This window comes from Streptomyces sp. NPDC003691, assembly GCF_053981115.1.
The window spans coordinates 36,718-59,448 of the sequence record NZ_JBSFNQ010000046.1 but is presented as its reverse complement, the minus strand read 5'-3'; the positions used below and the strand labels follow the sequence as shown (position 1 = coordinate 59,448).

23 protein-coding genes and 1 pseudogene are annotated in these 22,731 nt (G+C 71.9%); 7 read left to right on the top strand and 17 right to left on the bottom strand.

The features are described 5' to 3' along the window. Positions 1-54: 54 nt before the first annotated feature. Positions 55-531, bottom strand: coding sequence for a hypothetical protein (locus ACWDR0_RS21715; protein ID WP_456353365.1), 477 nt, complete (start codon positions 529-531; stop codon positions 55-57). Continuing rightward, positions 528-995 (bottom strand): M20/M25/M40 family metallo-hydrolase, encoded by a 468-nt coding sequence (locus ACWDR0_RS21710; RefSeq protein WP_456353364.1) that lies wholly within the window; start codon positions 993-995, stop codon positions 528-530. Before ACWDR0_RS21710 ends, ACWDR0_RS21715 begins: the two co-directional genes overlap by 4 nt. 164 nt (positions 996-1,159) lie before the next feature. On the opposite strand from ACWDR0_RS21710, the gene ACWDR0_RS21705 reads away from it, so the two are divergent. Next, positions 1,160-2,089, top strand: a complete 930-nt coding sequence (locus ACWDR0_RS21705; protein ID WP_456353363.1) for a LysR family transcriptional regulator — start codon at positions 1,160-1,162, stop codon at positions 2,087-2,089. Positions 2,090-2,170: 81 nt separating this feature from the next. Here ACWDR0_RS21705 and ACWDR0_RS21700 read toward each other — a convergent pair whose 3' ends face one another. Next, entirely contained in the window at positions 2,171-2,806 is a 636-nt protein-coding gene (locus ACWDR0_RS21700) for a TetR/AcrR family transcriptional regulator C-terminal ligand-binding domain-containing protein (protein WP_456353362.1), read from the bottom strand. A gap of 166 nt (positions 2,807-2,972) precedes the next feature. Between ACWDR0_RS21700 and ACWDR0_RS21695 the strand changes: the two genes are divergently transcribed. Together ACWDR0_RS21695 and ACWDR0_RS21690 are read left to right on the top strand one after the other, a co-directional pair. Beyond that, a complete protein-coding gene (locus ACWDR0_RS21695) occupies positions 2,973-4,160 on the top strand; it encodes an FAD-dependent monooxygenase (RefSeq protein ID WP_456353361.1) in 1,188 nt (395 codons plus the stop codon). Positions 4,161-4,217: 57 nt separating this feature from the next. Then, positions 4,218-5,699, top strand: a complete 1,482-nt coding sequence (locus ACWDR0_RS21690; protein ID WP_456353360.1) for an MFS transporter — start codon at positions 4,218-4,220, stop codon at positions 5,697-5,699. 81 nt (positions 5,700-5,780) lie between these two features. Here ACWDR0_RS21690 and ACWDR0_RS21685 read toward each other — a convergent pair whose 3' ends face one another. The 6 genes and pseudogenes from ACWDR0_RS21685 to ACWDR0_RS21660 all read right to left on the bottom strand — a co-directional run bounded on the left by ACWDR0_RS21685 (position 5,781) and on the right by ACWDR0_RS21660 (position 9,978). After that, the gene (locus ACWDR0_RS21685; protein WP_456353359.1) at positions 5,781-6,155 is read right to left on the bottom strand and encodes a hypothetical protein; all 375 of its coding nucleotides are present in this window, start codon (positions 6,153-6,155) and stop codon (positions 5,781-5,783) included. Between the two features lie 105 nt (positions 6,156-6,260). Next, positions 6,261-7,361 carry an ABC transporter substrate-binding protein gene (locus tag ACWDR0_RS21680; protein WP_456353358.1) on the bottom strand — a complete coding sequence of 367 codons (1,101 nt, stop codon included), beginning with the start codon at positions 7,359-7,361 and terminating at the stop codon, positions 6,261-6,263. 340 nt (positions 7,362-7,701) lie between these two features. Further along, a complete protein-coding gene (locus tag ACWDR0_RS21675; protein ID WP_456353357.1) occupies positions 7,702-8,352 on the bottom strand; it encodes a hypothetical protein in 651 nt (216 codons plus the stop codon). An 87-nt stretch (positions 8,353-8,439) separates the two neighbouring features. Continuing rightward, positions 8,440-9,084, bottom strand: coding sequence for a CatB-related O-acetyltransferase (locus tag ACWDR0_RS21670; RefSeq protein WP_456353356.1), 645 nt, complete (start codon positions 9,082-9,084; stop codon positions 8,440-8,442). Between the two features lie 101 nt (positions 9,085-9,185). After that, positions 9,186-9,494, bottom strand: a pseudogene (locus ACWDR0_RS21665) (transposase); the annotation flags it as partial. A gap of 214 nt (positions 9,495-9,708) precedes the next feature. Further along, a complete protein-coding gene (locus ACWDR0_RS21660) occupies positions 9,709-9,978 on the bottom strand; it encodes a hypothetical protein (RefSeq protein WP_456353355.1) in 270 nt (89 codons plus the stop codon). A 185-nt stretch (positions 9,979-10,163) separates the two neighbouring features. Here ACWDR0_RS21660 and ACWDR0_RS21655 point away from each other — a divergent pair, with 185 nt between their 5' ends. Further along, complete coding sequence (locus ACWDR0_RS21655) at positions 10,164-10,940, top strand: calcium-binding protein (RefSeq protein ID WP_456353354.1); 777 nt, start codon at positions 10,164-10,166, stop codon at positions 10,938-10,940. Between the two features lie 149 nt (positions 10,941-11,089). On the opposite strand, the gene ACWDR0_RS21650 is transcribed toward ACWDR0_RS21655, so the two are convergent. The 4 genes from ACWDR0_RS21650 to ACWDR0_RS21635 all read right to left on the bottom strand — a co-directional run bounded on the left by ACWDR0_RS21650 (position 11,090) and on the right by ACWDR0_RS21635 (position 14,373). Beyond that, positions 11,090-11,968 carry a tetratricopeptide repeat protein gene (locus tag ACWDR0_RS21650; RefSeq protein WP_456353353.1) on the bottom strand — a complete coding sequence of 293 codons (879 nt, stop codon included), beginning with the start codon at positions 11,966-11,968 and terminating at the stop codon, positions 11,090-11,092. A 159-nt stretch (positions 11,969-12,127) separates the two neighbouring features. Continuing rightward, positions 12,128-12,682 (bottom strand): N-acetyltransferase, encoded by a 555-nt coding sequence (locus tag ACWDR0_RS21645; protein WP_456353352.1) that lies wholly within the window; start codon positions 12,680-12,682, stop codon positions 12,128-12,130. A gap of 81 nt (positions 12,683-12,763) precedes the next feature. Beyond that, positions 12,764-13,240, bottom strand: a complete 477-nt coding sequence (locus ACWDR0_RS21640; RefSeq protein ID WP_456353351.1) for a hypothetical protein — start codon at positions 13,238-13,240, stop codon at positions 12,764-12,766. Positions 13,241-13,371: 131 nt separating this feature from the next. Next, the gene (locus tag ACWDR0_RS21635; RefSeq protein ID WP_456353350.1) at positions 13,372-14,373 is read right to left on the bottom strand and encodes a hypothetical protein; all 1,002 of its coding nucleotides are present in this window, start codon (positions 14,371-14,373) and stop codon (positions 13,372-13,374) included. A 560-nt stretch (positions 14,374-14,933) separates the two neighbouring features. Between ACWDR0_RS21635 and ACWDR0_RS21630 the strand changes: the two genes are divergently transcribed. Continuing rightward, positions 14,934-15,242: a hypothetical protein gene (locus ACWDR0_RS21630; RefSeq protein ID WP_456353349.1), complete on the top strand. Its 309-nt coding sequence runs from the start codon at positions 14,934-14,936 to the stop codon at positions 15,240-15,242. A gap of 595 nt (positions 15,243-15,837) precedes the next feature. Further along, positions 15,838-16,632 carry a phosphotransferase family protein gene (locus ACWDR0_RS21625; RefSeq protein WP_456353348.1) on the top strand — a complete coding sequence of 265 codons (795 nt, stop codon included), beginning with the start codon at positions 15,838-15,840 and terminating at the stop codon, positions 16,630-16,632. A gap of 96 nt (positions 16,633-16,728) precedes the next feature. On the opposite strand, the gene ACWDR0_RS21620 is transcribed toward ACWDR0_RS21625, so the two are convergent. From ACWDR0_RS21620 to ACWDR0_RS21605, 4 genes are all read right to left on the bottom strand, one after another. After that, a complete protein-coding gene (locus ACWDR0_RS21620; protein ID WP_456353377.1) occupies positions 16,729-18,213 on the bottom strand; it encodes a GntP family permease in 1,485 nt (494 codons plus the stop codon). Positions 18,214-18,982: 769 nt separating this feature from the next. Next, complete coding sequence (locus ACWDR0_RS21615; protein ID WP_456353347.1) at positions 18,983-19,393, bottom strand: RidA family protein; 411 nt, start codon at positions 19,391-19,393, stop codon at positions 18,983-18,985. 37 nt (positions 19,394-19,430) lie between these two features. Beyond that, positions 19,431-20,183, bottom strand: coding sequence for an IclR family transcriptional regulator (locus ACWDR0_RS21610; RefSeq protein WP_456353346.1), 753 nt, complete (start codon positions 20,181-20,183; stop codon positions 19,431-19,433). Beyond that, on the bottom strand, positions 20,180-21,304 hold the full coding sequence (locus ACWDR0_RS21605) for a sugar kinase (protein WP_456353345.1): 1,125 nt from the start codon (positions 21,302-21,304) through the stop codon (positions 20,180-20,182). The genes ACWDR0_RS21610 and ACWDR0_RS21605 overlap by 4 nt, the downstream gene beginning before the upstream one ends. Before the next feature lie 134 nt (positions 21,305-21,438). Here ACWDR0_RS21605 and ACWDR0_RS21600 point away from each other — a divergent pair, with 134 nt between their 5' ends. Continuing rightward, positions 21,439-22,716: an amino acid deaminase gene (locus ACWDR0_RS21600; RefSeq protein WP_456353344.1), complete on the top strand. Its 1,278-nt coding sequence runs from the start codon at positions 21,439-21,441 to the stop codon at positions 22,714-22,716. Positions 22,717-22,731: the final 15 nt, after the last annotated feature.

Sequence of the window (22,731 nt, the reverse complement as noted above, 5' to 3'; positions counted from 1 at the left end):
TGCCGGTGGCGTCTTCCCCGACCGTACGGGCGGCAGCCGCACGCCCCTACCCCCTCAGCTCCGCAGACCGTGCCGCGCCGCCTCGGTCTCCAGCGCCGCGACGAGCGCGGGTTGCGTACCCAGGGCGATCAGGACCAGCGGCCCGCGGCCGCGCCGCCCGATCTCGAAGCGGTGGAAGGACATCAGCAGATCCGCACTGCTCATCCGGCGGATACCGGTGACGTTCTCCCAGGACACCCCGTCCCTCGTCCGGCCGGACGGCCCCGTCACGACGACGCCGTCCGGGCGGAGACGGCACCTGCCGCCCCCGCGCCGGGCAAGGAACATGCGCCAGACGCGGCGGAGCCCGTACAGGCCGAGCGGTACGGCCACCGCTACGGCGCCCTTGAGGAGGGCGTTCCCGGGCCGGATCCAGATCAGCGCGCCGACGAGGACCGCGGTCAGCAGGGTCAGCAGCCGCAGACCTGCCTGGGTGAGGGCGCCCGTGAGCCCTACGACCGGGTAACCGCCGCCGGACCGTGCGGCGGTCATGACACGGTCCTGGCGACGAGGGCCGCGAGCAGCCGGGCGCGGGGGATCATCCGGTCCGGCCGGACGTACTCGCGGTCGGCGTGCGCGCCGCCGACCGCGCCGAGACCGACCGCGCCGAGGCCGACCGGGGTCGGACAGCCCGCGGCCGCGGTGTGGCCGCCGTCCGACACCCCGCCGACGGCGAGCCCGCGCAGCGGCACCTGCCCCGCCCCGGCCGCGATCCCGGCGGCCAGGGCTAAGAGCCCCGCGGAGGACGCGGGCTCCATAGGCGGCCGACCGGGGCCGCCGGTGATCTCCGGCCCGGTCCCGGTCAGCCGGGTGCCGAGGGCGCCGGCGGTCTCCGCGCCGCGGGCCGGCGCGGCCCGGTCGGCGGAGGGGGACTCGCAGCGGACCGGTGTCTCCGGGGCGGCCGGCATCGCGGGCAGGGTGAGCGGGGCGCTCCGCCCGGTTCCGTGCAGCGCCATGAATCCCCCCTGGGGTCGTGGACGTCGTCCATGGACCGCGGTGGCCATGGCCATCGCCGTACCGCCGACGGTAGGTCCGCACCGATCCATGTCACCAGCGACGAGTTCGCATAAGACCCATGCGCCGGTGGAATGTGTCGCGCCACAATGCCCGGGGAGGGGCGATGGAGACCGAGGCATTACGACTGCTGGCCGCCGTGGCGGACACCGGGTCGTTCACGGGGGCGGCGGCCCGGCTGAACTACACCCAGTCCGCGGTGTCGCGGCGGATCGCCGCGCTGGAACAGCGGTCGGGCGGCGCTCTGTTCGAGCGTCTGCCGCGGGGCGTACGGCTCACTCCGGCCGGGCGGCTGCTCCATCAGCACGCCCTGGAGGTGCTGGAGCGGCTGGCCCGCGCGGACCGGGAGCTGGCCGCGCTGCACACCGGCCGGGGCGGTCTGCTGCACGTCGGCGCCTTCGCCACGGCCAATATCTCCCTGCTGCCCGCGGCCCTGCGGGCGCTGGGCGCGTCGAGCCCCGGGGTCGAGCCGGTCGTGGTGGAGGCCCCGAGCGCGGGGCTGATGGAACGCCTCGCGGACGGTGCGCTCGACCTGGCGGTCGTCAGCGACTATCCGTACGGGCTGCCCTCCGCCGAGGGGATCACGACCTCCGTGCTCTGCGCGGACGAACTGCTGGTCGCCCTGCCGCGCGGGCACCGGCTCGCGGCGTCCGGGCCGGTCGAGCTGCTCTCCCTGAGCGGCGAGGCATGGGTGCAGCACGCGTACGGCGACCGCCCCACCCCGCTGGCCGACGCCTGGGCCAGGGCGGGCGGCACCCCCCGGAAGATCATCCGGATCGCGGAGTGGACCGGGAAGTTCGGCTATGTGGCCGCCGGTCTGGGCGTGGCCCTGGTCCCCTCGCTGGCGGCCCGCGCGGTCCCGGCGGACATCGTGCTCCGCCCGCTGACCGATCCGGCGCTCCGCCGTACGATCCACCTGGCCCGCCCGGCGGTACCCCTGGCGGCGGCGCGGGAGCTGGAGGGGCTGCTGCGGGAGGTGCGTCCGGTTGCGCGGCCGGGACGGTCGGGTACGGACGGCGGCGGCCACGTCCGCTGAACCGGGGCCGGACGGGCCCTGGTTGGGCTTTGGTGCGGGCCCTGGTGCGGGACCTGTCGGCCGGTCGGCGGGGCCGGGCGCTCACCCGCCCGGGACGGCCTGCCTCGGTTCCGCGTGCCGGATCCCGGCGAGCACCACGTCGACGATGCGCTCCGCGTCGGCCCGGGTGAACGGGCGCAGGCCGCGGCTGACGACGAGGTGCACCGGGCCGGAGATCATCTCACCGAGGAAGACACTGTCGGCAGGCGGCAGTTCGCCCCGCTCCACGGCGAGGTCCACCCGCCGCCGCAGGGCGGCTCCGCGACGCTCCAGGATCCGCGCCACCGTCTCCCGGACGGCCGGGTTGTCGCGGGCCGGCTGGACGGCGAGTTCGAGCGCCCGGCCGAACGGGGTGCCCAGCCCTCCGGCAAGGGCGACCAGATGGTCCACCAGGTCGCGGCGGAGGTCGCCGGTGTCGGCGATGGACGCAAGGTCCTCGGCGTACTGCAGCAGGGCTTCGGCGACCAGTTCCGCACGGTCGGGCCAGTTGCGGTAGACGCTGGTCCGGTGCACGCCGGCCAGCTCGGCGACCTCTTCGTAGCGGAAACCCGTGATGCCGTCGCGCGCGACCAGCTCGGCCGTGGCGCCGAGGATCCGTTCGCGGACCCGGGCGTTGCGCCCGCCGGGACGCCGCGCCGGAGACCGGTTCCCGGTGTCTTCGGCCTTCCCCGTACCCACGTACTGCCCTCCATCCAGGCCCGCCGTCCATGCCCACCGGTCATCCGTCGGGCATCCGCCGGGACGCCGATTGTCGGCAGGGCGGCCGTTGCGGTGCAAGCCGATCGGCCCTAAGGTCCATTAAAGCAACAGTCCGTCGCTTTAATGAACGATGGAGGTACGCACCATGAAGATCCTGATCTCCGGAGCGGGTATCGCCGGGCTGGCGGCCGCCCGCGAACTCGGCGGCCGGGGGCACGAGGTGACCGTCGTCGAGTACGCCCGCGGGTTACGGCTCGAAGGAACACCGGTCGACATCCGGGGCGATGCGGTCGGGGTGATGGCGGAGGCGGGGCTGCTCGGCCGGATCCTGGAACGGCGGCTGCGGATGTCCGAGGAGAGCTGGTTCGTCGACGGCGACGGCGAGCGGATCGCCCGGATCCCGCTGGCGGCGTCCGGCCACTCCGGCGGCTCCGGCGGCCAGGGCGGCTCCGAGGCCTCCTCCGGCTCCAACGGCCCCGGCGGCCCCGGCGAGCAGCACGGCGATATCGAGATACTCCGCGCCGACCTCGTACAACTCCTCGCCGAAGAGCTACCGTCCACCGTGACCGTCCGCTTCGCCGACGCGATCCGGGCGCTCACCGACCACGGCGACGGCGTACGGGTGGGTTTCGAATCCGGCGGCACCGGACACTACGACCTCGTCCTCGGTGCCGACGGCCAGCACTCCGCGGTACGCAGGCTGGCCTTCGGGCCGGACCGGGACTGCGTCCGGCACCTCGGGGTGTACTTCGCCCTCGCCGAACTGCCCGGCGAGATCTGGTCGGGCCACGCCAACTCCCTCCACAGCGTCCCGGGCGCGCTGGCGGGCGTCTTCCGGTACGGGGACCGGACCGTCGCGGTCTTCCAGCTCCGTTCGGGACCGCTCGACTACGACCGCCACGACCAGGACGCCCGGAAACGCGTCCTCCACGATGCCTTCGCGGGCCACCGGTCCTGGCGGATCCCCCGACTGCTCGACGCGGTCCGCACCGCCCCCGCCCTCTATCTCGACGCCGCGAGCCAGGTCCGTCTGCCCTCCTGGCACCGCGGCCGGGTGGCCCTCGTCGGGGACGCCGGGTACTGCCCCGCCTTTCTCTCCGGCCGGGGCACCTCGCTCGCGCTCACCGGCGCCCGTTTCCTCGCGGAGGAACTCGCCTCGGGCGACGGCGACCACACCGCCGCCTTCGTACGGTACGAGGCCCGGCAGCGCCCTTCCGTCACCGCCGCCCAGGCGCACGCCCACCGCGGCCGCGGCCATCTGCTGCCCGCAACCCGGGCCGCGCTGGACGCCCGGAACGAGCGGCTGCGATCGGCGGCCGCCGGTGCGCGCTGAACCGGACCGCCCGGCGGACCGCCGCCCCGGCCACCCGCGTACCGGAGGGAATGCACCGTGACCGGCACACCGGAAACCGATGCCCCCGCTGCCCCCGCCGTCCAGCAGGACCGGTGGAGCAGGCGGCTCGCCCTCCCGGTGATGGTGCTGATCACCGCGAACGTCCTGGCCGATGTCGCGATCAGCTCTCCCCTGATGGTCCTGCCGCAACTGCTCGACCACTACGACACCGACCAGGCGGCCTGGCTGAACGCGAGCGCGATGCTGGCCGGAGCCGTCTGGTCACCACTGCTCGCGAAGAGTTCGGACGTCTTCGGCGAGCGCAGACCGCTCGTCGCCACCCTGCTGCTCGCGGGCGCGGGCTCGCTGGTCTGCCTCGCCGCGCCGGACCTGTGGGTCTTCCTGCTGGGCCGCTTCCTCCAGGGCGCCGCCCTGGCCGCGACCTTCCTCACGGTGGCGCTCACGCTCCGGCTCTGCGCGCCGCGGCAGGCGATGGCCGTGGTGGGGCTGGTGACCTCGGGGTCGGCAATCGTCGGGGTGGTCGAACCGTTCCTGATGCTGCCGGTGATCGAACGGTTCGGCCATCGGAGCGTGTTCCTCGTGGGGGCGGTGCTCGCCGCGGGGGCCGCGCTCTGCGTCCGGGCGGTCGTCCCGGACACACCGCCCCTCGGCGGCGGCGGCCGGATCGACGTGCGCGGGGCGCTGCTGCTCGGCGGCGGCCTCGGCGCCGTACTAGCCTACGCCTCCCTCGGCGGGGACGCCGGCCTGTTCTCCGGCGGCATGCTCGCCCTCCTGACGGCCGGTGCCACGGCGCTGGCAGGCTGGCTGTTCCTCGCCCGGCGGACCGAGGAGCCGGTCGTCGACCTCCGGGCCCTGAACCGGCCGATCCTGCTGACGCTGCTGGCCCTGTTACTGGCCGCGGGTTCGTTCCGCAGCATGATGCAGCTGACAGGCATCGTCGCCCAGGTACCGCCGGACCTCGGTCTCGGTTACGGCCTGGGCGGCGGCGAGACCGTCGCCCTGCTGTTCGCGGTCCCCTCGTTCGGCATCTTCGCCGGGGGCCTGGCCGCCGGGCGGCTCGCGGGGCGGTTCGGCCCCGCGCCGCTCCTCCTGGGCGGTATCGCCCTCGGGGCGGCCGCGAGCCTCGGCATGCTGGCGGGTGTGTCGGCCCTCCCGGCCGCGGTCGTCTGCGGCGCCCTGCTCGGGGCGGCCGCCGGGGCGATCAGCACCTCCGGATACAACCTGGCCACCGCGCTCACCGCGCCCGAACGGCGGGGTACGGTCGCGGGCCTGGTGTCGGTCGTGCTGGCCCTCGGATCGGTGACCGTCAATGTCGCCGGAGGGGAGGTGCTCAAGGCAACCCGGATCCCCGGGGTCTTCGCGGACGGGGCCCCGGCGAGCACGGCCACCGGCATCCATCTCTACGTCCTGGCGGCCGGGGCGCTCTTCGCCCTCGCGGCGCTCCCGGCCCTGGCGCTGACCCGGAAGCGGAGCGCCGCGCCGCCCCGGGAGTCCCCGGCCCGTGTCCCCGCCGCCTAGTTCTGTACCGGACAGGGGGGCACCGGCCGGTGGTGGCCTTCCGGTCACCGCACCGGCCTTCCGTTCACCGGGCCGACGCCTTCAGCCGAGCCCGCCCACCACCGCCCGGCCCTCCCTGGCCGCGTCGGCGAAGAAGGCCCCGACGGGGCTGTCGCCGGGCAGGCTCCGGGCGATCCCGGCCACCTCGTCCGGGCCGACCGCGAACAGGTCCCCGTGGTCGAAGTCCTCGCCCAGGGGCTCGCCGACGCGGTGGGCGGTGCTCAGCCAGTGGCCGTGGTCGAGGTTCTCCTGCTCGGGGAAGAACTGGAACTCCAGGAGGTCCTTGTCCCGGTCGACGCCCGGCGGCAGTTCGGTCTCCCCGTCGTCGGCGAACAGATCCGGCACCAGGCCGGGCTCGTGGCGTATGCCGGGCAGCAGCCCGGGGCTGATCTTCGCGAGGCGCATCCAGAACGACATGCGCGGAGTGTAGTCAGGGCCCGGCGGAATGCCCCGGCCCGCGGGACGGCGCGGCTTCCTCCACGGGCTCTATGGACTCCACGGGCTGCACGGACTTCACGGGCTCTACGGAGCGATGAAGGTCCTGATCAGCGCCCGGTAGCGTTCGACCTCGGCGCGATCCCGCAGGAACTCCCGGAAGCCGTCCAACCGGCCGCTGTACTTGTCGATCGGCCGCCAGCCCGCGGCGGGGGCGACATCCCGGCGGGTCGGCCACTGCAGTCCGGTGCTCTGCCGCTCCACGCTCAACTGCCAGGCGATGTAGAGCTTCGCCGCCGCCGGGTGACGAGCCTTGCGGAAGATCGCCACGGTCTGCGGCCAGCTCATGAACCGGTCCGTCCGCGGTACGGCGTACCGGAGGGGCTGCCCCGGGACGGGGGCCAGCGACGCGATATGGGCGAGGGTCGCCGTGCGCTGACCACTGACCAGCGACGCCGTGGTGGCCCCCGCATTGGCGACGATCAGCGGACGCTGCGCCATAAACTGTTCCATATAACGGAGGCCGTATTTCTCCGTCACCAGACGGAACGCGTAGAGGATGGCGTCCTCCGCGGCGGGATCCGGAATCACAATCTTGTCGCGGAATTCCGGCTTCAGAAAGTCACCGGCATCTCGGGGAGCCTCAGCCGCGGTGAGGAGGGAGCTGTTGCTGACACGACCGAAGGAGCGGACCATGATGCCGATATAGGCATCGTCGGGGTCCCGGTACTGCGGGAACACCGCGTGCGCGCCGGGCGGCCGGTACGGCAGGAGCACGTTCCGGTCCTTCCAGTCGTCGAAGTCGTCCAGGGTCTGCAACTGCACCAGGTCCGGCTCCAGACCGCCGAGGGTCAACTGCCTGTTCACCAGGGCGCTCTGCACGGGGCTGTAGCGTACGGTGAAGACGGCGTCGATGCCGGGAAAGGCAGCGGCGAACGCTTCCCGGGTCCTGGCCTCCTGGTTCGGCGAACTGCCGCCGGCCCATATGACGAGCTTTCCGCCCTCGTCGAGCGCGTCCTGGTACAGCCTCCCGAGGTACGCGGCCGAATCGCGGCCGTCCGCGGCTCCGGCGGCGAAGGCACCGTTCTGCGTGAAAACCCCGGCGGCCGCGCCCGCGGCACCGGCGGCGCTGTATCGGAGGACGGCTCGGCGCCGAACTGCGGACGTTGCGGGATCGGGAATGTTCATTGCACTCTCCCTGACTCTTGCGGTGCGGCTCTTTCGAACTGCGGCACCATTCCGTCGTCCCGCACACCTTGCCACAACTTTGCCGAACCTAGACCAATCGATAGGCTTTTGACAGGAAACTCTGACCACTGCCCCTTCGCAATGGGGCAGGTGAATTCCCTGAGGAATGTCCGCGCAGGCGCCGTTCACCGGTGCGCCGGCCCCCGGCAGGACCGGCGCGATCACGGGCCGGGCCGACGCCTGCCCGCCGCGGCAGCGGCCGGCCGCGGCGCTTGCCCGCGGGCGAGCCGTCCGCTTTCCCGCGGGACCTCTCCTGCCGGTCCGTTGCCGGGGCGCGTGGTCATCGGCCGGAACGGCCGGCGGCCCCCGGCGCGCGGCCCGCGAGCCAGACGGCGATCCGCCTCTGCAACTCCTTGTCGGCAAGGGGGTAGTCCCAGTGCGCGTACCACTCCAGGTGCCGGAGGACGTTCGCGGAGCGGTCCGGGTGACGCACGGCGAGCACGTCGACGCCGATTTCTCCGGTCGAACAGATGACGTACACGCTGCTGTCGAGCGCCATCATGCCGAAGCCCGGGTGACCCGCGCGGATGCCGAGAAAGGCCGATGCCGCCCCCCGGCCCATCACGTCCCAGCGGTCCAGGAGCCGGACCCGGGCCCAGGCCCAGGCCGCCGGTGCGACGGGGCGGTCGTATTGCTGGTTCTGCCTGCGCAGGACGGCTTGGTGCGTGCGGGTGCCCTGGGGAAGCATGACGAGGAACTCGCGCCGGTGGCCGAGAAGGCCCGAGGAGACCGCCAGGTCGTACCAGTCCTCGTTGAGGCGCTCGACAAGCCGTGGCGCCCCGTACCGGTGGGAGAAGCCGCCGGCGATGTCCTCGGGGCGCCATCCGGCGACGAACGGCATCGTGCCCTCCGGCACCGCGTCCGGGATCACTTCGAGACCGGCCCGCCGCAGCGGCTGGTACATCTTCCGTTCGCGCTCCTGGATACCCACCGGTCACTGTTCTACCAGGACCGGCGGGCCGGGCCTCCTCCGCCCCGGCGCGGCCCTCCGGCCACCGGGCGGAGTCCGCGGTCCGGCTCAGCCGCGGGGCGCGGCCTCCTCCAGGTCGGCGATGGTGCCGGACATGATGACCCGGAGGTGCTCGGTGACATGCTCGGCGGGCCAGTCCCACCAGGCGACGGCGAGCAGGCGGGCGATGTCGTCGTCGCTGTAGCGGGTCCGGATGAGCCGGGCCGGGTTGCCGCCGACAATGCCGTAGTCGGGGACGTCGTCGACGACGACCGACCCGGAGGCGATGATCGCGCCGTGCCCGATGCGTACTCCGGGCATGACCATGGTGTTGTAGCCGAACCAGACGTCGTTCCCGACGACCGTGTCGCCCCGGCCGGGCAGTCCGGTGATCAGGTCGAAGTGCTCCGCCCAGGAGCCGCCCATGACGGGGAAGGGGAAGGTGGAGGGGCCGTCCATCCGGTGGTTGGCGCCGTTCATGATGAACCGCACCCCGGTCCCCAGCGCGCAGTACTTCCCGATGACCAGCTTCTCCGGACCGTAGTGGTACAGCACATTGCGGGTCTCGAACGCGGTCGCGTCATCCGGGTCGTCGTAGTACGAGTACTCCCCGACGTCGATCAGCGGCGAGGTCACCAGCGGCTTGAGCAGGACCACCCGCGGCTGGTCGGGAAAGGGGTGGAGCACCGTCGGGTCCGCGGGAAGGCGGTTCATGGGATTCGCTTTCGGTCGGCGGAAGTTGGCGTACGCACCCATTCTGCGCATGCCGTACCAGGGAGCCCGGCAAGATCCGAAAGAGACGACCTAATGCCGTATCAGGCAACGTTCGCCCTGTTGGTCACGGTGCGGAGGTGCTTGTCGGTGGCGTGCTTGTTTCGCCAGATGGTGTAGCGGCGGATCATGCTGCTCCGGGCCTTGTGGCTGAGGTGGTCGCTGCCGTCGAGGGCGAAGTAGCGCAGAGCGGTGAACTGGGCTTCGATCCTGTTGAGCCAGGAGCTGTTGGTAGGCGTGTAGGCGAACTCCACGTTGTTCGCCTCCGCCCAGTCGCCGACGCGGGTGTCCTTCTGCGTGCTCAGGTGCGGGGAGTAGTTGTCGAGCACGATCGCGATGCGGGTCCGGGCTGGTGAACGTCACCTCGGCGATCTTGGCCACGTCCATGCTCCGGACCGATAACAGCACCATCTGGGCACGCCGCCAGGTCACCACCGATCCCATTCCCCTGCGGACGATCCGCAGCAGTCGCTGACCCTCGTCGTCATCGATCTCGCGCACCCGCACACGCTCAGCCACGCAGAGAGCTTGCCGTGACCGGCGCCCCCAGATCCAACGCAGGGCGCTTCACGCCGCCGTCCGACGCGCCCTCAGCTCAGCAAGCCAAAGCCGCACCTGCTCCTCGTCGTGCAGGTAGCCACCGCCGGGACCCGCAGGAAGATCGATTCCGTGCAGCAGATTCAATGCCCACCAGGAGAGATCGTCCCAGCCCAGCTCATCCTGTGCTACCCACCCCGCGGCCCAACGGTCAACCTCGTCCCGTGTCAGCCGGCCCTCGACGAGCGCGACAAAGCGAGCTTCGATCTCATCGAGAGACGGCTGGGAAATGGCACTCATGCCCCGACGGTACAGCCAGGGCGAACGTTGCCTGATGCGGCACCAGCACTCCCGCGGTGCGCCGCCCCGACCCCGTCCCCGCGCCCGGGAAGCAAGCCCTGAACAGCGGCTTTGCCCGGGCGACCGGAACACGATCATGGAATACGCTCCCAGCGGTCGGTCAAACGTTCTCCGGGAGCTCATCCATGCGCGCAGGCAAGCGCCTTGCCCTGTTCGGTACCACCGCCGCGATGCTCGCGACGACGGTCGGCATCACCTCCGCGCAGGCGGCGGACGTGAAGCAGGGCGATATCAGGGTCACCAAGGCGGTCGCCAACGGCGGCCGGACGGTCGTGGTCGGCACCAAGCCCGTCGCCGTCGGGGTGTCCGTGACCGCGACGGACAACTCGGGTGTATCCGGGGTCAGGCACTTCGGTGCCTTCGGCCCGGTGGCGAACTACCTGTACATCTGGGACGACGAGATCACCTGCGCGAAGCAGAGCGCCACCACGTCGACCTGCACCGGCACGCTGCTCCTCGACCCCGCGCGGCGCCAGGGCATCAGGGACAACAACGCGGCGGCCACCTGGCAGCTCCGGACCACGGTCTTCGCCCATGACCTCGACTACATCTCACCGAACCCGCTGGTCGCGTTCAAGGTGCAGCGGCACGCACGGATCACCGCGAACGCCGCGCCCGAGCCGGTGAAGAAGGGCAGGACCATCACGGTCACCGGCGCACTGTCGCGGGCCGACTGGAACACCGTGAAGTACGCGGGCTACGGCAAGCAGAAGGCGACCCTCCAGTACCTCAGGAAGGGCACCAAGAAGTACGTCAACCTCAAGACCGTCACCGCGTCCTCGACGGGTGCCCTGAAGACGACGGTCAAGGCCACCGCAGACGGCTACTTCCGCTACGTGTACGCGGGCAACCCGGCCACCTCGGCCGCGGTCTCGGCCGCGGACTATGTGGACGTCCGGTAGGGCGTTCCTCTCCGGCCGGTCGCGGTCAGCCCGACGAACGGGCACACCCACCAGGACACGGTCCGGGGCCGTCTCCAGGGTCCCGGTCGTGCATCCCGAAGCGGACGCCCACGGGCTCGCCGCCTTCTGGCCACAGCGCTTACACCGGCCTACGGCAACGCCAGCAGCCGCTCCGCCCGTTCCGACAGCGCCCGGGCTTCATGATCGTCCGGATAGCGGGCCAGCCGGAGCCGTAGATCACGGGCCGAGTCGCGGACGCCGGCCGACTGCACTCCTTCAGCGGTGTCCAGGAACTCCGACCAGACGGCAAGCGCCCCGTCGAGGTCCCCTTGCCGCAGGTGCAATGTGCCCAGGTGCCCGAGTACGTTGGCCCGGCTGCGCCGCCGGTCGAGACCGTGGACCGCGAGGGCCTGCCGCAATTGCCGCCGGGCGGCATCGAGATCCCCCAGGCGGGCCAGGATCATCCCTGACGCGTGGGACCACCGGCCGATACTGAAGTGCGAGGCCCATGACGTACCGGCGGGTGCATCGGCGGTGCGCTCCATGCACGTCCTGGACACCACGAGACTCCTCATCGCGAGCCGGTGATCGCCGTCGAGTGCCGCCGCCTCGGCGAGCGTTGAGCGATAGTAGGCAGCCACCCGGGGATCACTCACCTCACGCGCGGTCTCGACGCTCCTCTCGGCAAGTGCCAGCGCCCTGGCAGAGTGCCGGGGGCCCAATTCCATGGCCTGTACGGCGAGTCCGCGCAGTGCCGTCGCGGCGATCTCCGGTTCGGCCGCTTCCCCGGCCAGCCGATAGGCGTGAACGTAATAGGAGTGGGCGGCGGTCTCGTCGTCCTGGTCCTGGCTCATCCACCCGATCACATGCGCAAGCCGGGACGCCGCCGCGTACAGTTCGCGGCCGACCGCCTCCGTATATCGACCCTCCAGCCAGGGACCGACGTTGTCGGTGAGATAGCCGACGGCCAAGTGCCGTACATGGCCGCCGCCGTACTCCGCCGAGTGGTCACCGAGGACCTGGACCATTCGTGCGACTGCCTCGACTTCGCCCCGGCCCACCCTGGTCCCGCCCTCAGAGGCCGACCGGACTCGCCGGGTGACGGCTTCGGCGTCCGGAATTCCGAGAAGGGACAGGACACCACTGCCCGATGCGATCAGGAGATCCCTGCGATCCACGGCCGGTGGCTACTCGGCACGGACTCGCCGGATCATCGCGGCGAAGCGCGGCGAGTCGGGGAACGGCTGCTGCTCGCCGAGCTTCTCGTACCCCCAGCTCTCGTAGACGGCCTTGACCTTTCCCCCGCCGGCCGCGGGATCGACGAGCAGGGTGACCCGCTCCTCCGTACGTCCGCTCAGCCAGGCGTCGTGGAGGCGGCGGGCGGTGCCGGTGCCGCGCCGGTGCTTGCGGACCACGATCTCGTTGAGGGCGACGGTCCGCCGCCCGTCCTCCCTGATGACCTCGGCCGGGACCGGCTCCGTCATGCTCCGCCACCAGCGGGTGTCGGCGGCGAGGGGCATCCCGAAGCAGAAGCCGACGGGCTCACCGCTTTCGTAGCCCACGACGGCGGCCCACCCGGGGCGGGACGCATAGCCGCTGAGGCGTTCGTCGAAGCGGGCGACGGTGTGAAAGTCCCCGGTGAGACCGAAGTCCTGGTGCCGGACCTCGGCATGGATGTCCAGGATGGCTTGCCGCATGGTCGGCAGCCCCTCGGCGTCGATGCGGCGGATTTCGATGGTCACGCTCGTCCCTTCCAGTCGTGAAAACGGTCGCCGGTTCAGTCGGTAGCGAACCGCGCTCCGGGGGCGGTCCGGGGCACATTGTCAGTCTCGTGAGGCGCCTTCGGGCCACAAGACCTCGACCGGTACGCCCTTACTACGGGCGTACTCCACCACGTCGGCTGTGCCCCCGTAGCCACGGGCGGGCAGGCCGTCCCAAACGGCCAACAACACATCGATGCGGTCCACGAGTATTCGGCTACCGGCCATGTGCGCCTGCTCGGTGGAGTCCGTCATGCCGGTGCTGTGAACCTCCGACGCCGCAGAGATCAGCTTGTCGTACGTCGCGTGATGGGTCTCGGGAAGACCGTCGCGGTACGACGCCGCAGGCACGACGACTTCGATACGCCCCGAAAGCTCCAGAGCGCATTCAGCCGCCCAGGCATCCGGGCCATCGGCGATACATGACACCAGGAGGAGTTCTCGCGAGCCCGCGCCGCCCAGTTTCTGACGAAGAGCAACCCTCACCTTGGCCTCGGTGTCCCGGCCGAGCCCCCTGTGTCCGGTAATCCCCAAGCGCATTCAAACAACCTTCCTGAAGGAGAACACCAGATGACGCCGGAATCCTGATGCCGTACTTCGGCATGGGATGTCCAGAACGACCCGCCGCCCGCCCGGCAGCCCCTCGGCACCGGCAGAGCGGAATCCGATGGTCACGCTCGTCCCTTCCACTCGTGAAAACGGTCGGTCCAGTCGGCAGCGAACCGGGCTCCGGGGGCGGTCCGGGCCAGTCCGTGGTCGAACTTCCCGAGAGCCTGGCGGGTGCGGCCGTTGAGGGCGGCCGGGTCCGGCAGCAGCGTCAGGGCGGTGCCGCATGCGGTCTCGGCGTCACCCTGCCGGAGCTGGGTCAGGGCGAGATGGGCGGTGTAGTAGGCACGGTTGCGGCGGTACTCCGGGCGGAGCAGGCCGAGGGTCCGGTGCAGATGGGCCTCCGCTTCCTCGTGCTCCCCCAGCTTGGTGAGGGTCAGGGCGGACAGGCCGTGGAGTTCGGCGGCGTCGTAGAACGCCATCCAGCTTTCCCGGTGCGCGGCGGGGTCCGCGCGGTGGAACGCGGTATGGGCACTGTCGAGGGCGCGCCGTCCGGCCCTGGCATTGCCCGCACCGGCCTGGACGGAGGCAAGTCGGGCGGAGGTCACGGAGGCCAGCAGCGGGTCCCGGCGGCAGGCGGGAGAGGACCGGGCCATCTGGGCTGCCGCCATCGCCTCGTTCTCGTTCCCCTTCTGGCTCGCGAGGATCGAAAGATGCCGCCAGATGCGTAGTTCGACCTCCGCACTGCCGGAGAGCCTGGCGAGGGTGAGGGCGCGTTCGACATAACGCTGGGCAGGTTCGGGGCGGCAGCGGTCGACAGCGGCCCAGACCGCGAATCCGGTGAAGGCGGCCGCGAGGTAGTAGAGCCGTGAGCGGACCCGCTCCGGCAGCATGCCCCCGGCTTCCTGGAGTGCCAGGGCCCGCTTGCTGAAGGCCAGCGTCTCGGCCTCCAGCCGCGCGGTGGCGCCCGAGGTGTCGTCGTCGGCGATGAGCCGGTCGAAGGCCTGCTCCAGATCGTCGACCTGGTCCATGCCGATACGCGGCAGCGGACCCGCGGCCGCGGCGGTCGGCAGCGCCGCCGCTCCGAGAACGGCGGCACCGGCAACAGTGAAGTGGCGACGTTTCAAGGTGTCCTCCGGATCTGCATCCACCGGGGCTTCGGCCGATAAAACGTTGCTCGCTACACTGTTTCTCGGCAGAAATCCCAGCTCATATGCATCAACGCCGAACTCGGCTTGCAGCGCAAGCCGCTGGCGCTCCTGAGGCCACCTCGTCTTTCCCGTCAGCCAGTTACGGATGTGGCGGTCGGTAATACTGCCCGGCCGGCCGGTTAAGTCCTGAATATGGGTGTTCAGCCGATCGGCCAGCTCCTCCTGCGACAGTCCGGCAGCCCGCACACATGCGGCAAATCGGATGTTCTCCGGCTGCACCATGAGCCCACGGTAGCCCCGCTGCCACCGACCGTGCTCGCGGGCAGGTAAAAATTTCCGGCCTCGCAATCCGACGGCCGTGACGGAATTGCCTGGCCCGCGCCCGCGAAGACCCGCTTTCCTCGGACCCGGACCCATCACCGGCCCGCAATTCCCGTTCGCCGACGGGAACAGGCCGAAGTACACGCCCCGGCAGACCGTCGCCACGGCCTGCCGGGGCTGTGACCAACCAGCTTTCCAAGGAGCTGATCAGCCGTATGCGTGATGTTATCGCCTGCCTGTTGACGGTTGTCGCCGACCGCGTCGCCCGGATACGGCGCCCCGCACCGCCCGCGCCGCTCCCGGTACGGACCGATCCGTGGACCCGCCCCTGGACCAGCCCCGGCCAGGAAGAGGCACAAGCCCTCCTGCGGGCCGGGCAGAAGGCGCTCCGGCCCCGGACCGCCGTGCCCGCCGGGCCGCCTCCCCGGCGGCGGCTGTACATCGCGCCGCGCGGCATCGTCCTCGAACGGCCCGTCGCCGTACGGACCGTGCGGCCCGGGCCCGGATGGGGGTGGCTGCGGTGAGGACGGAGAGCCTGCTCGCGCCGCCCCCGGCGCCGTACACCGCGGTGTGCTGTGTGTGCGGGCGTACCACCGCCGCGCCCGTCGAGGCCGGGTACGTGGAGCGGGCCAGCGGGCCCGGTTATGTGCGGTACGTCTGCCCGCAGGACACCACGGAGTGCTCACCGGGGCCCGTACCGGGCGAACTTCCCCGCGCCGGAGGCTCACGTGACTGACCCGGACTCCCTCCCCCGCTTCCACGGCCGCGTCGTCCCCTGGGTGACCCCCTGGTCCGCCGCGCCCGCGCTGCCCGAGCCGGTCGTCCTGGACCGGAGGCACGGCCGCGGTATCGCGTACGCCGACGAGTCCGTCCACGACCGGGCGTTCGACGGGGTGCTGCTGGCCCGCGGCAGGGGGCGCCGCGCCACCGATGCGGGCGGCCGCCCGCGACGGTTGCCATGGCATCCTCGGCATCCGGACCGCCGGTACCCGCATGGCCGAGTGCGACCACGAGTGGGTGGGCTGGAGCGGGAAGACGAGGTGCCGCAAGTGCGGTACCACTCAGCAGTAGAGCGGCCCCATCGTCCCGGGCTCCCCGGGACACGGACGAAAGGAATTCATGTCCCCGCGCATCGACTGGGACGACCTGCCCGCTGCGCTCCGGGCCGAAGTCACCGCACGGACCGGGTGCGTACTGAGCGCCGCGACCGTCGGTGAGGGGCTCAACTGCCGGCTCGCCGCAACCGTCAGGACACAGCGCTACAGCGGTCTGTTCCTCAAGGGGGTGCCAGGTTCCGACTCCGACGAGGCTGCCGCGCTCGGGCGCGAGGCGCTGCTCGGGCGGGCCGTCGGAGGCGTCGGGCCCACTCTGCGGTACGACGTCCGGGCTGCCGGGTGGCGGGTCCTCGTCTTCGACCGGGTCGGCGGGCGGCACGCCGACCTCGCGCCCGGGAGCCCGGATCTGCCCGCCGTACGGGAGGTGCTCCGGCGCATGGGGCAACTGCGCGCACCGTCCGGTGCCGCCGTACCCCCGCTGACCGAGAGGTTCGCCGGACATCTCGGGGCCGGGGAAGCGGAGTTACTGGCAGGGGACACCCTCCTGCACACCGACACCCACCCGCACAACATCCTGGTCGAGCACGGGACCTCGCGGGCGTACGTCGTCGACTGGGCCATGGCCGCCACCGGCCCGGCCTGGGTCGATGCGGCGTACACCGCTGTACGGCTGATGGAGTGCGACCAGCCTCCGGACGCCGCTCTCGCCTGGCTGGCGACGGTACCGGCCTGGCAGAAGGCCGAACCCGAAGCGGTCCGGGTGTTCGTCGGGGCCGTCTGCCGGGACTGGACCGCCACCATCGGCGAGCGGGACGCGGAGCCGAGCAACCGGCGCTACCGGCGGCTCGCCGGCCCCTGACCGAGCGCGCGGCCGTCTGAGTACGGCCGTACCGGCACGCCCCCGGACGCACCGCCGCCCCGGTCCCCGCCGACCGGGGTCCGGGGCGGCGGACGGCTAGACGAACAGGCTCAGCACCGCCGCGACCGCGAAGCCGACGACCGAGAGCACGCACTCCAGGACGGTCCACGACTTGAGGGTGTCGCGCTCCGAGATGCCGAAGTACTTGGCGACGATCCAGAAGCCGCCGTCGTTGACGTGCGAGGCGAAGATGGAGCCCGCCGAGATCGCCATGATGACGAGCGCGAGGAACGCCTGCGAGTGGTCGGCGTTCTCGACCAGCGGGAGCACGATGCCCGCCGTGGTGACGATGGCGACCGTCGCGGAGCCCTGGGCGACCCGCAGCACCACGGAGATCAGGTACGCCAGCAGGATGATCGGCAGGCCGACGTCCTCGAAGGTGTCGGAGAGGGCCTGCGCCACGCCGCTCGCCTTGAGGACGGCACCGAAGACGCCGCCCGCGCCGACGACGAGCAGGATGTTGCCGACCGGCTTCAGGGAGGAGGTCGACACCTGCTCCAGGGACTTGCGGGACCAGCCGCGGCGGATGCCCAGCAGGTAGTACGCCATCACCAGGGCGATGGTCAGGGCCACGAACGGGTTGCCGAAGAACTCGATGACCGAGCGGAGCGTGGACTCGTCCAGTGCGATGGAGGAGAACGTCGCGGCGAGGATCAGCACCAGCGGCGTACCGATGATCAGCAGGACGGTGGCGAGGGAGACCTCGGACTCGGGCGCGCCCTTGCCGGCCGCGGTGCGTTCGGCGGCGACGGCGGCCTTGGCCTCCTCGGCGGCCTCCAGCATGTCCTGCGGTACGTCGACATGGATGCGGCGGCCGATCCAGTCCGAGAAGACCCAGGCCGCGACGACGGCCGGCAGGCCGACGACGATGCCCATCAGGATGACCCAGCCCAGCGAGACGTCCAGCAGTCCGGCGGCGGCGACCGGACCCGGGTGCGGCGGCAGGAAGGCGTGGGTCATGGAGAGACCGGCCAGCAGCGGCATCGCGTAGAGCAGGATCGACTTGCCGGACCGCTTGGCGGCGGCGTAGACGATCGGTGCCAGGACGAAGATGCCGACGTCGAAGAAGACCGGGATACCGAAGATCACACCGGTGACACCCATGGCCAGCGGGGCGCGCTTCTCGCCGAAGAGGCCGAGGAGGCGCTTGCTGAGCACCTCGGCGCCGCCGGAGACCTCCAGGATGGCGCCGAGCATGGTGCCGAGGCCGATGATGATGGCGACATGGCCGAGGATGCCGCCCATGCCGGTCTCGATGACCGAGGTGGCGGCGGAGCGCTGGATGGTGCCGAAGAGTTCGGTGACGGAGAGTCCGGCGGCGAGGCCGACGGCTATGGAGACGGCGAGCAGCGCGACGAACGGCTGGAGCCGGAGCTTGATGATCAGCACCAGCAGCAGCACGATACCGAGCGCCGCGACGGTCAGCAGACCTGCGGTGCCGTCGATCAGGAGGAGGAGTCCTCCGGTGTGGGGCGGCGCCTCGGCGGCGGGCGCCGGGGCGGCGAAGGTGGCGGTTGGCAACACGACAAACCCTTACGTCGGTGGAGGGGTTCCCGGGTACGGCGGACCGCGGTACGGCGCTCCGCGGTGCGGACGCCGGACCGTGTCCGGTGGTGGTGGTGCGGTGGTACGGCGGTGCGTCAGGGGTTTTCCAGTGCGGTGCTGAGGGATCCCGGAAGGGTGACTAACGGGAAACCGGGCTATGGGTGTTGCTGGTGTGACTGGCGTGACCTGGTGGTGCCGGGTCGGTGCCGTTCACGGGAGGGGTGGCAGCGGTGGCTACCGGGGTAGGACGGGTCGCGGGTCCGAAGGGTTCGTCCGCGACCGGCAGTTGCGGCGTGCACAGCCGTACAGGGCGTACGAGGACGTACGCGGGCGGGCACCGGGTGCGCGGCAGGGGTGCGCACAGGTGCGGTGGAACGGGTTGCCACCGGCGGACCGTTCAGGGGTCGGCCCGCCGGTGGCGTTCGCGGGCCGTCCGCCGGGGGCGGCGCGCTCCGGCGGCTGTCCCGCGGCCGCCCGCGGGCGGTTCATCCGGCACCGGCCGGATCGGTGGCCCGGCCGGTGCCGGATGCCTGCGGGCGTACAGCGGTGGTGGTACTGGTGGTGCGATGTGGTGCTGGTGGTGCTGGTGCGGCCCGGGCCGGAGGGGCAGGGGCGCCGCAGCGGCCGGAGCCGTACGGCCGTACGGTCCCGCGCCGCCGGTGGCCGCGCCGGGCGCACCGGCCGGTACAGGGGGCCGGTCCGGTGTCACCCGCGCCCGGCGGAACGGTGCCGCCGGGCGGACGCGTCAGCCCAGGACGGCCAGCGCGTCGATCTCGATGAGCAGACCGGCCGGCAGGCCGACGTACACGGTGGTACGGGCGGACGCCGGGGCCTTCAGACCCTGCTCCTCGAAGTAGGCGTTGTAGATCTCGTTCATCTCGGCGAAGTGGTCCACGTCGGTCAGGTAGACGCGCATCATCATCACGTCGTCCCAGCTCGCGCCGCCCTCCTCCAGGATCGCCTTGACGTTGGCGAAGGTCTGGAGGGTCTGCTCGCGCAGCGTCGGACCGGCGGGCGTCGGCGGCCGGCCCTCGACGGCGGGCAGGAAGCCGACCTGGCCGGCGACCTGGAGGATGTTGCCCTTCTTCACGCCGTGCGAGAACTTCGCGGGCGGGGCGGTGTGCGTGGCGGGGGTGATCGCGGTCTTCTCGGTCATGCGCTGTCCTCGTGGGAGTTGGGAGGGTCGACAGGGGTCATTGCGGGGTCACGGCCCCGGAGTACTCCCGGCTGATCGCGTCGGCGGTCCGGCGGACCAGCGGGAGAAGGGTGAGCAGTTCCTCGGCCGTGACGACGACGTTCGGCGCCGAGACGGACATCGCGGCGACGACCTTGCCGCCCGCGCCCCGGATGGGGGCGCCGATGCAGTTGATGGACTCCTCGTGGCCGCCGAGGTCGGTGGCCCAGCCCTGTTCGCGTACGGTCGCCAGCTCCTTGAGGAAGGCGGCGGCGTTCGGTGTCGAACGGGGCGTGTACATGGGGTAGTCGAGCCGTTCGGCGATCATGCGCCGCTCGGACTCGGAGAGATCGGCCAGCAGCAGCTTGGCCACGGCCGCGACGGTGATCGCCACCGGCTTGCCGATCCGGGAGTACATCCGGACCGGGTAGCGGCTCTCGACCTTGTCGATGTAGAGGACCTCGTTCTCCTCGTACACGGCGAGGTGGACGGTGTGCCCGATCTGCTCGTTGAGGGTGACCAGATGGGGGTGGGCGATCTCGCGGACGTCGAGGTTCTCGATGGCCTCCTGGGCCAGGGCGAAGAGCCGGGCGCCGAGCCGGTAGCGCTGGTCCTGCTGCCGGAAGACCAGACCGTGGTCGTGGAGCGTACGCAGCAGCCGCAGCGCGGTGGACTTGTGGACGTCGAGGCGCTGCGCGACCTGTCCGAGGTCGGCGGGTCCCTGGGCGAGCAGCGGCAGAATGCTCAGCGCGCGGTCGACGGTCTGGCTCATGGCGTACGTACCTCCTCATCCGCGGCTGAGGTCCAGCCGGGGCCGAGACGAAGTCTCTCCCAGGAGGCGTCGTCGAGTGCGGCCAGGCGGTCGGCGCGGTCCCGGTCGGGGGGTGTGCCGAGGTCGCCGGGGACGGTGAGGGCGGCCGCGGCGGTCAGATGGCCGTGCCGGAGCCGGTCGCGGGCGGGCAGTCCGCGGAGGGCGGCCGAGAGGTAGCCGGCCGCGAAGGCGTCCCCGGCTCCGACGGGCGCGACGACGTCGACTGCGGGTGCCGGGACGAAGACCACTTCGTCGGTGCCGGTGCCGGTGGCCGCGGAGCGGACGTACGCGGTCGCTCCCGCGGCGCCCTGTTTGACGATCAGGGTCCGCGGCTCGGGCAGGGCCGCGCGGATCGCGGCGGGCCCGCCGATGCCCCAGGTGGTCTCGGCCTCGTCCTCGCCGACGAAGACCAGGTCGGCGCCGCGGGCCAGCCCGAGGAGCACCGGTCCGGCGTCGGCGGCGCCCCAGAGCCCGGGGCGGTGATTGACGTCGAAGGAGATCAGCGGGCGCCCTTCGCGGGGAAGCATCAGTTCGCGGAGGAGCGCGAGGCAGTCCGCGGAGAGGGCGGCGGTGATCCCGGAGAGATGCAGGACACGGGTGCGGGCGACCAGGGCGTACGGGACGGTCCGGGGCGACATCGCGGAGGCGGCGGACCCGGCGCGGTAGTAGGCGACCTCGTGGCCGGAGGCGGCCCGGTCGGTGGCGGTGCGGAAGTAGACGCCGGTGGGACGGCCGGGGTCGCGGGCGACGGCGGAGGTGTCGACGCCGTACGCGGCGACGGCCGAGACCAGATGGTCGCCGAAGCCGTCGGCGCCGACCCGGCTGACCCACGCGGTGCGGTGTCCGGCGGCGGCCAGGGCGCAGGCGACATTGGACTCGGCGCCGCCGATGGCGCGGGTGAAGGCGGGGACGTCGGCGAGGCGCCCGGGCACGGTGGGCAGGAACGTGACCATGGACTCACCGAGACAGGTCACCTCGGTCACCGGCTCGGGGCCGGCCGCGCCGGGCGGTGCCGGTCCGTCGGGTCCGTTCACGCTGCTCACCCTGGGGCTCCTCGCGGGGTCTGGGGGCGTCGGGTCCATTGACCCGGCGCTGGGCCGGATGTTAGACAGCACCAAGCGATATACGCAATGACCGTTGCAGACAATGCAATGCATTGCGTGGATCGGCAGAAGAAAGACCGAGAGTGACCGAAAGAGACCGAGGAGGCGACCCCATGCCCGCCGACCCGCTGGGCCAGCTCCGCCACGAGCGCGTAGACCACCGCTTCAAGGCGCTGCCGCCGGATGCCGACGGGCTGACCGTTGCCGAGCTGGCGGCCGAGCGCCGCTCCCTCTTCACCGGCGGCTTCACCACCCCCGTCCTCGCGCTCTCCGCCGAGTCCGTCGAGCACAATCTCGACCTCCTCCAGACCTACTCGGAGCGGCACGGCCTGGTCTTCGCCCCGCACGGCAAGACCTCCATGTCCCCGCAGCTCTTCGCCCGCCAGCTGGAGCGCGGCGCCTGGGGCATCACCGTCGCCGTCCCCCACCAGGCCCGGGTCTGCCGCGCCCACGGCATCCAGCGGATCTTCCTCGCCAACGAGGTCGTCGACCCGGCCGCGCTCCGCTGGCTCGCCGGTGAGCTGGACCGCGACCCCGACTTCCGGTTCGTCTGCTACGCGGACTCGGTGCGCGGGGTCGAGCTGATGGACCGGGCCCTCACCGACGCCGGGGCCCGCCGCCCGGTCGAGGTCGTGGTGGAGCTGGGCGCCGGGGACGGCGCCCGCACCGGCGCCCGTACGGAGGCCGAATGCGCCGCGGTCGCCGACGCGATCGCCGCGACCACCACCCTGCGGCTGGTGGGAGTCGCCGGATACGAGGGCGAGGTGCCCGAGGCCGACGGCGAACGGGTCCGCACCTGGCTGCGCAGGCTGGTGGCGCTGGCCGCCGCCTTCGACCGGGACGGCCGCTTCGCCGGCAGCTCCGATGTGGTGATCAGCGCCGGCGGCTCCGCCTGGTTCGACGCCGTCGCCGATGTCTTCGCCGAGATCCCCGTGCTCTCCCGGCCGGTGCTGAAGCTGCTGCGCTCCGGCGCGTACGTCTCCCACGACGACGGCCACTACCGCCATCTCACCCCCTTCAACCGGGTCCCCGACGAGGGCGCGCTGCAGCCCGCGTTCCGGCTCTGGGCGCAGGTCGTCTCCCGCCCCAGCGCGGAGCAGGCGTTCCTCAACGCGGGCAAGCGGGACGCGGCGTACGACCTCGACCTCCCCGAGGCCCAGGTCGTCCGGTCCGCCCGCACCGGCGAGATCCGCCCGGCCGACGGGATCGAGATCAGCGGCCTCTCCGACCAGCACGGCTGGGTGCGCACCGCCCCGGGCACCGAGCTGGAGGTCGGCGACTGGGTCGGGATGGGCCTCTCCCACCCCTGCACCTCCTTCGACAAATGGCAGCTGATCCCGCTGGTCGAAGCCGACGGCACCGTGACCGACTACATCCGCACCTTCTTCTGAGACAGGCGGAACAGC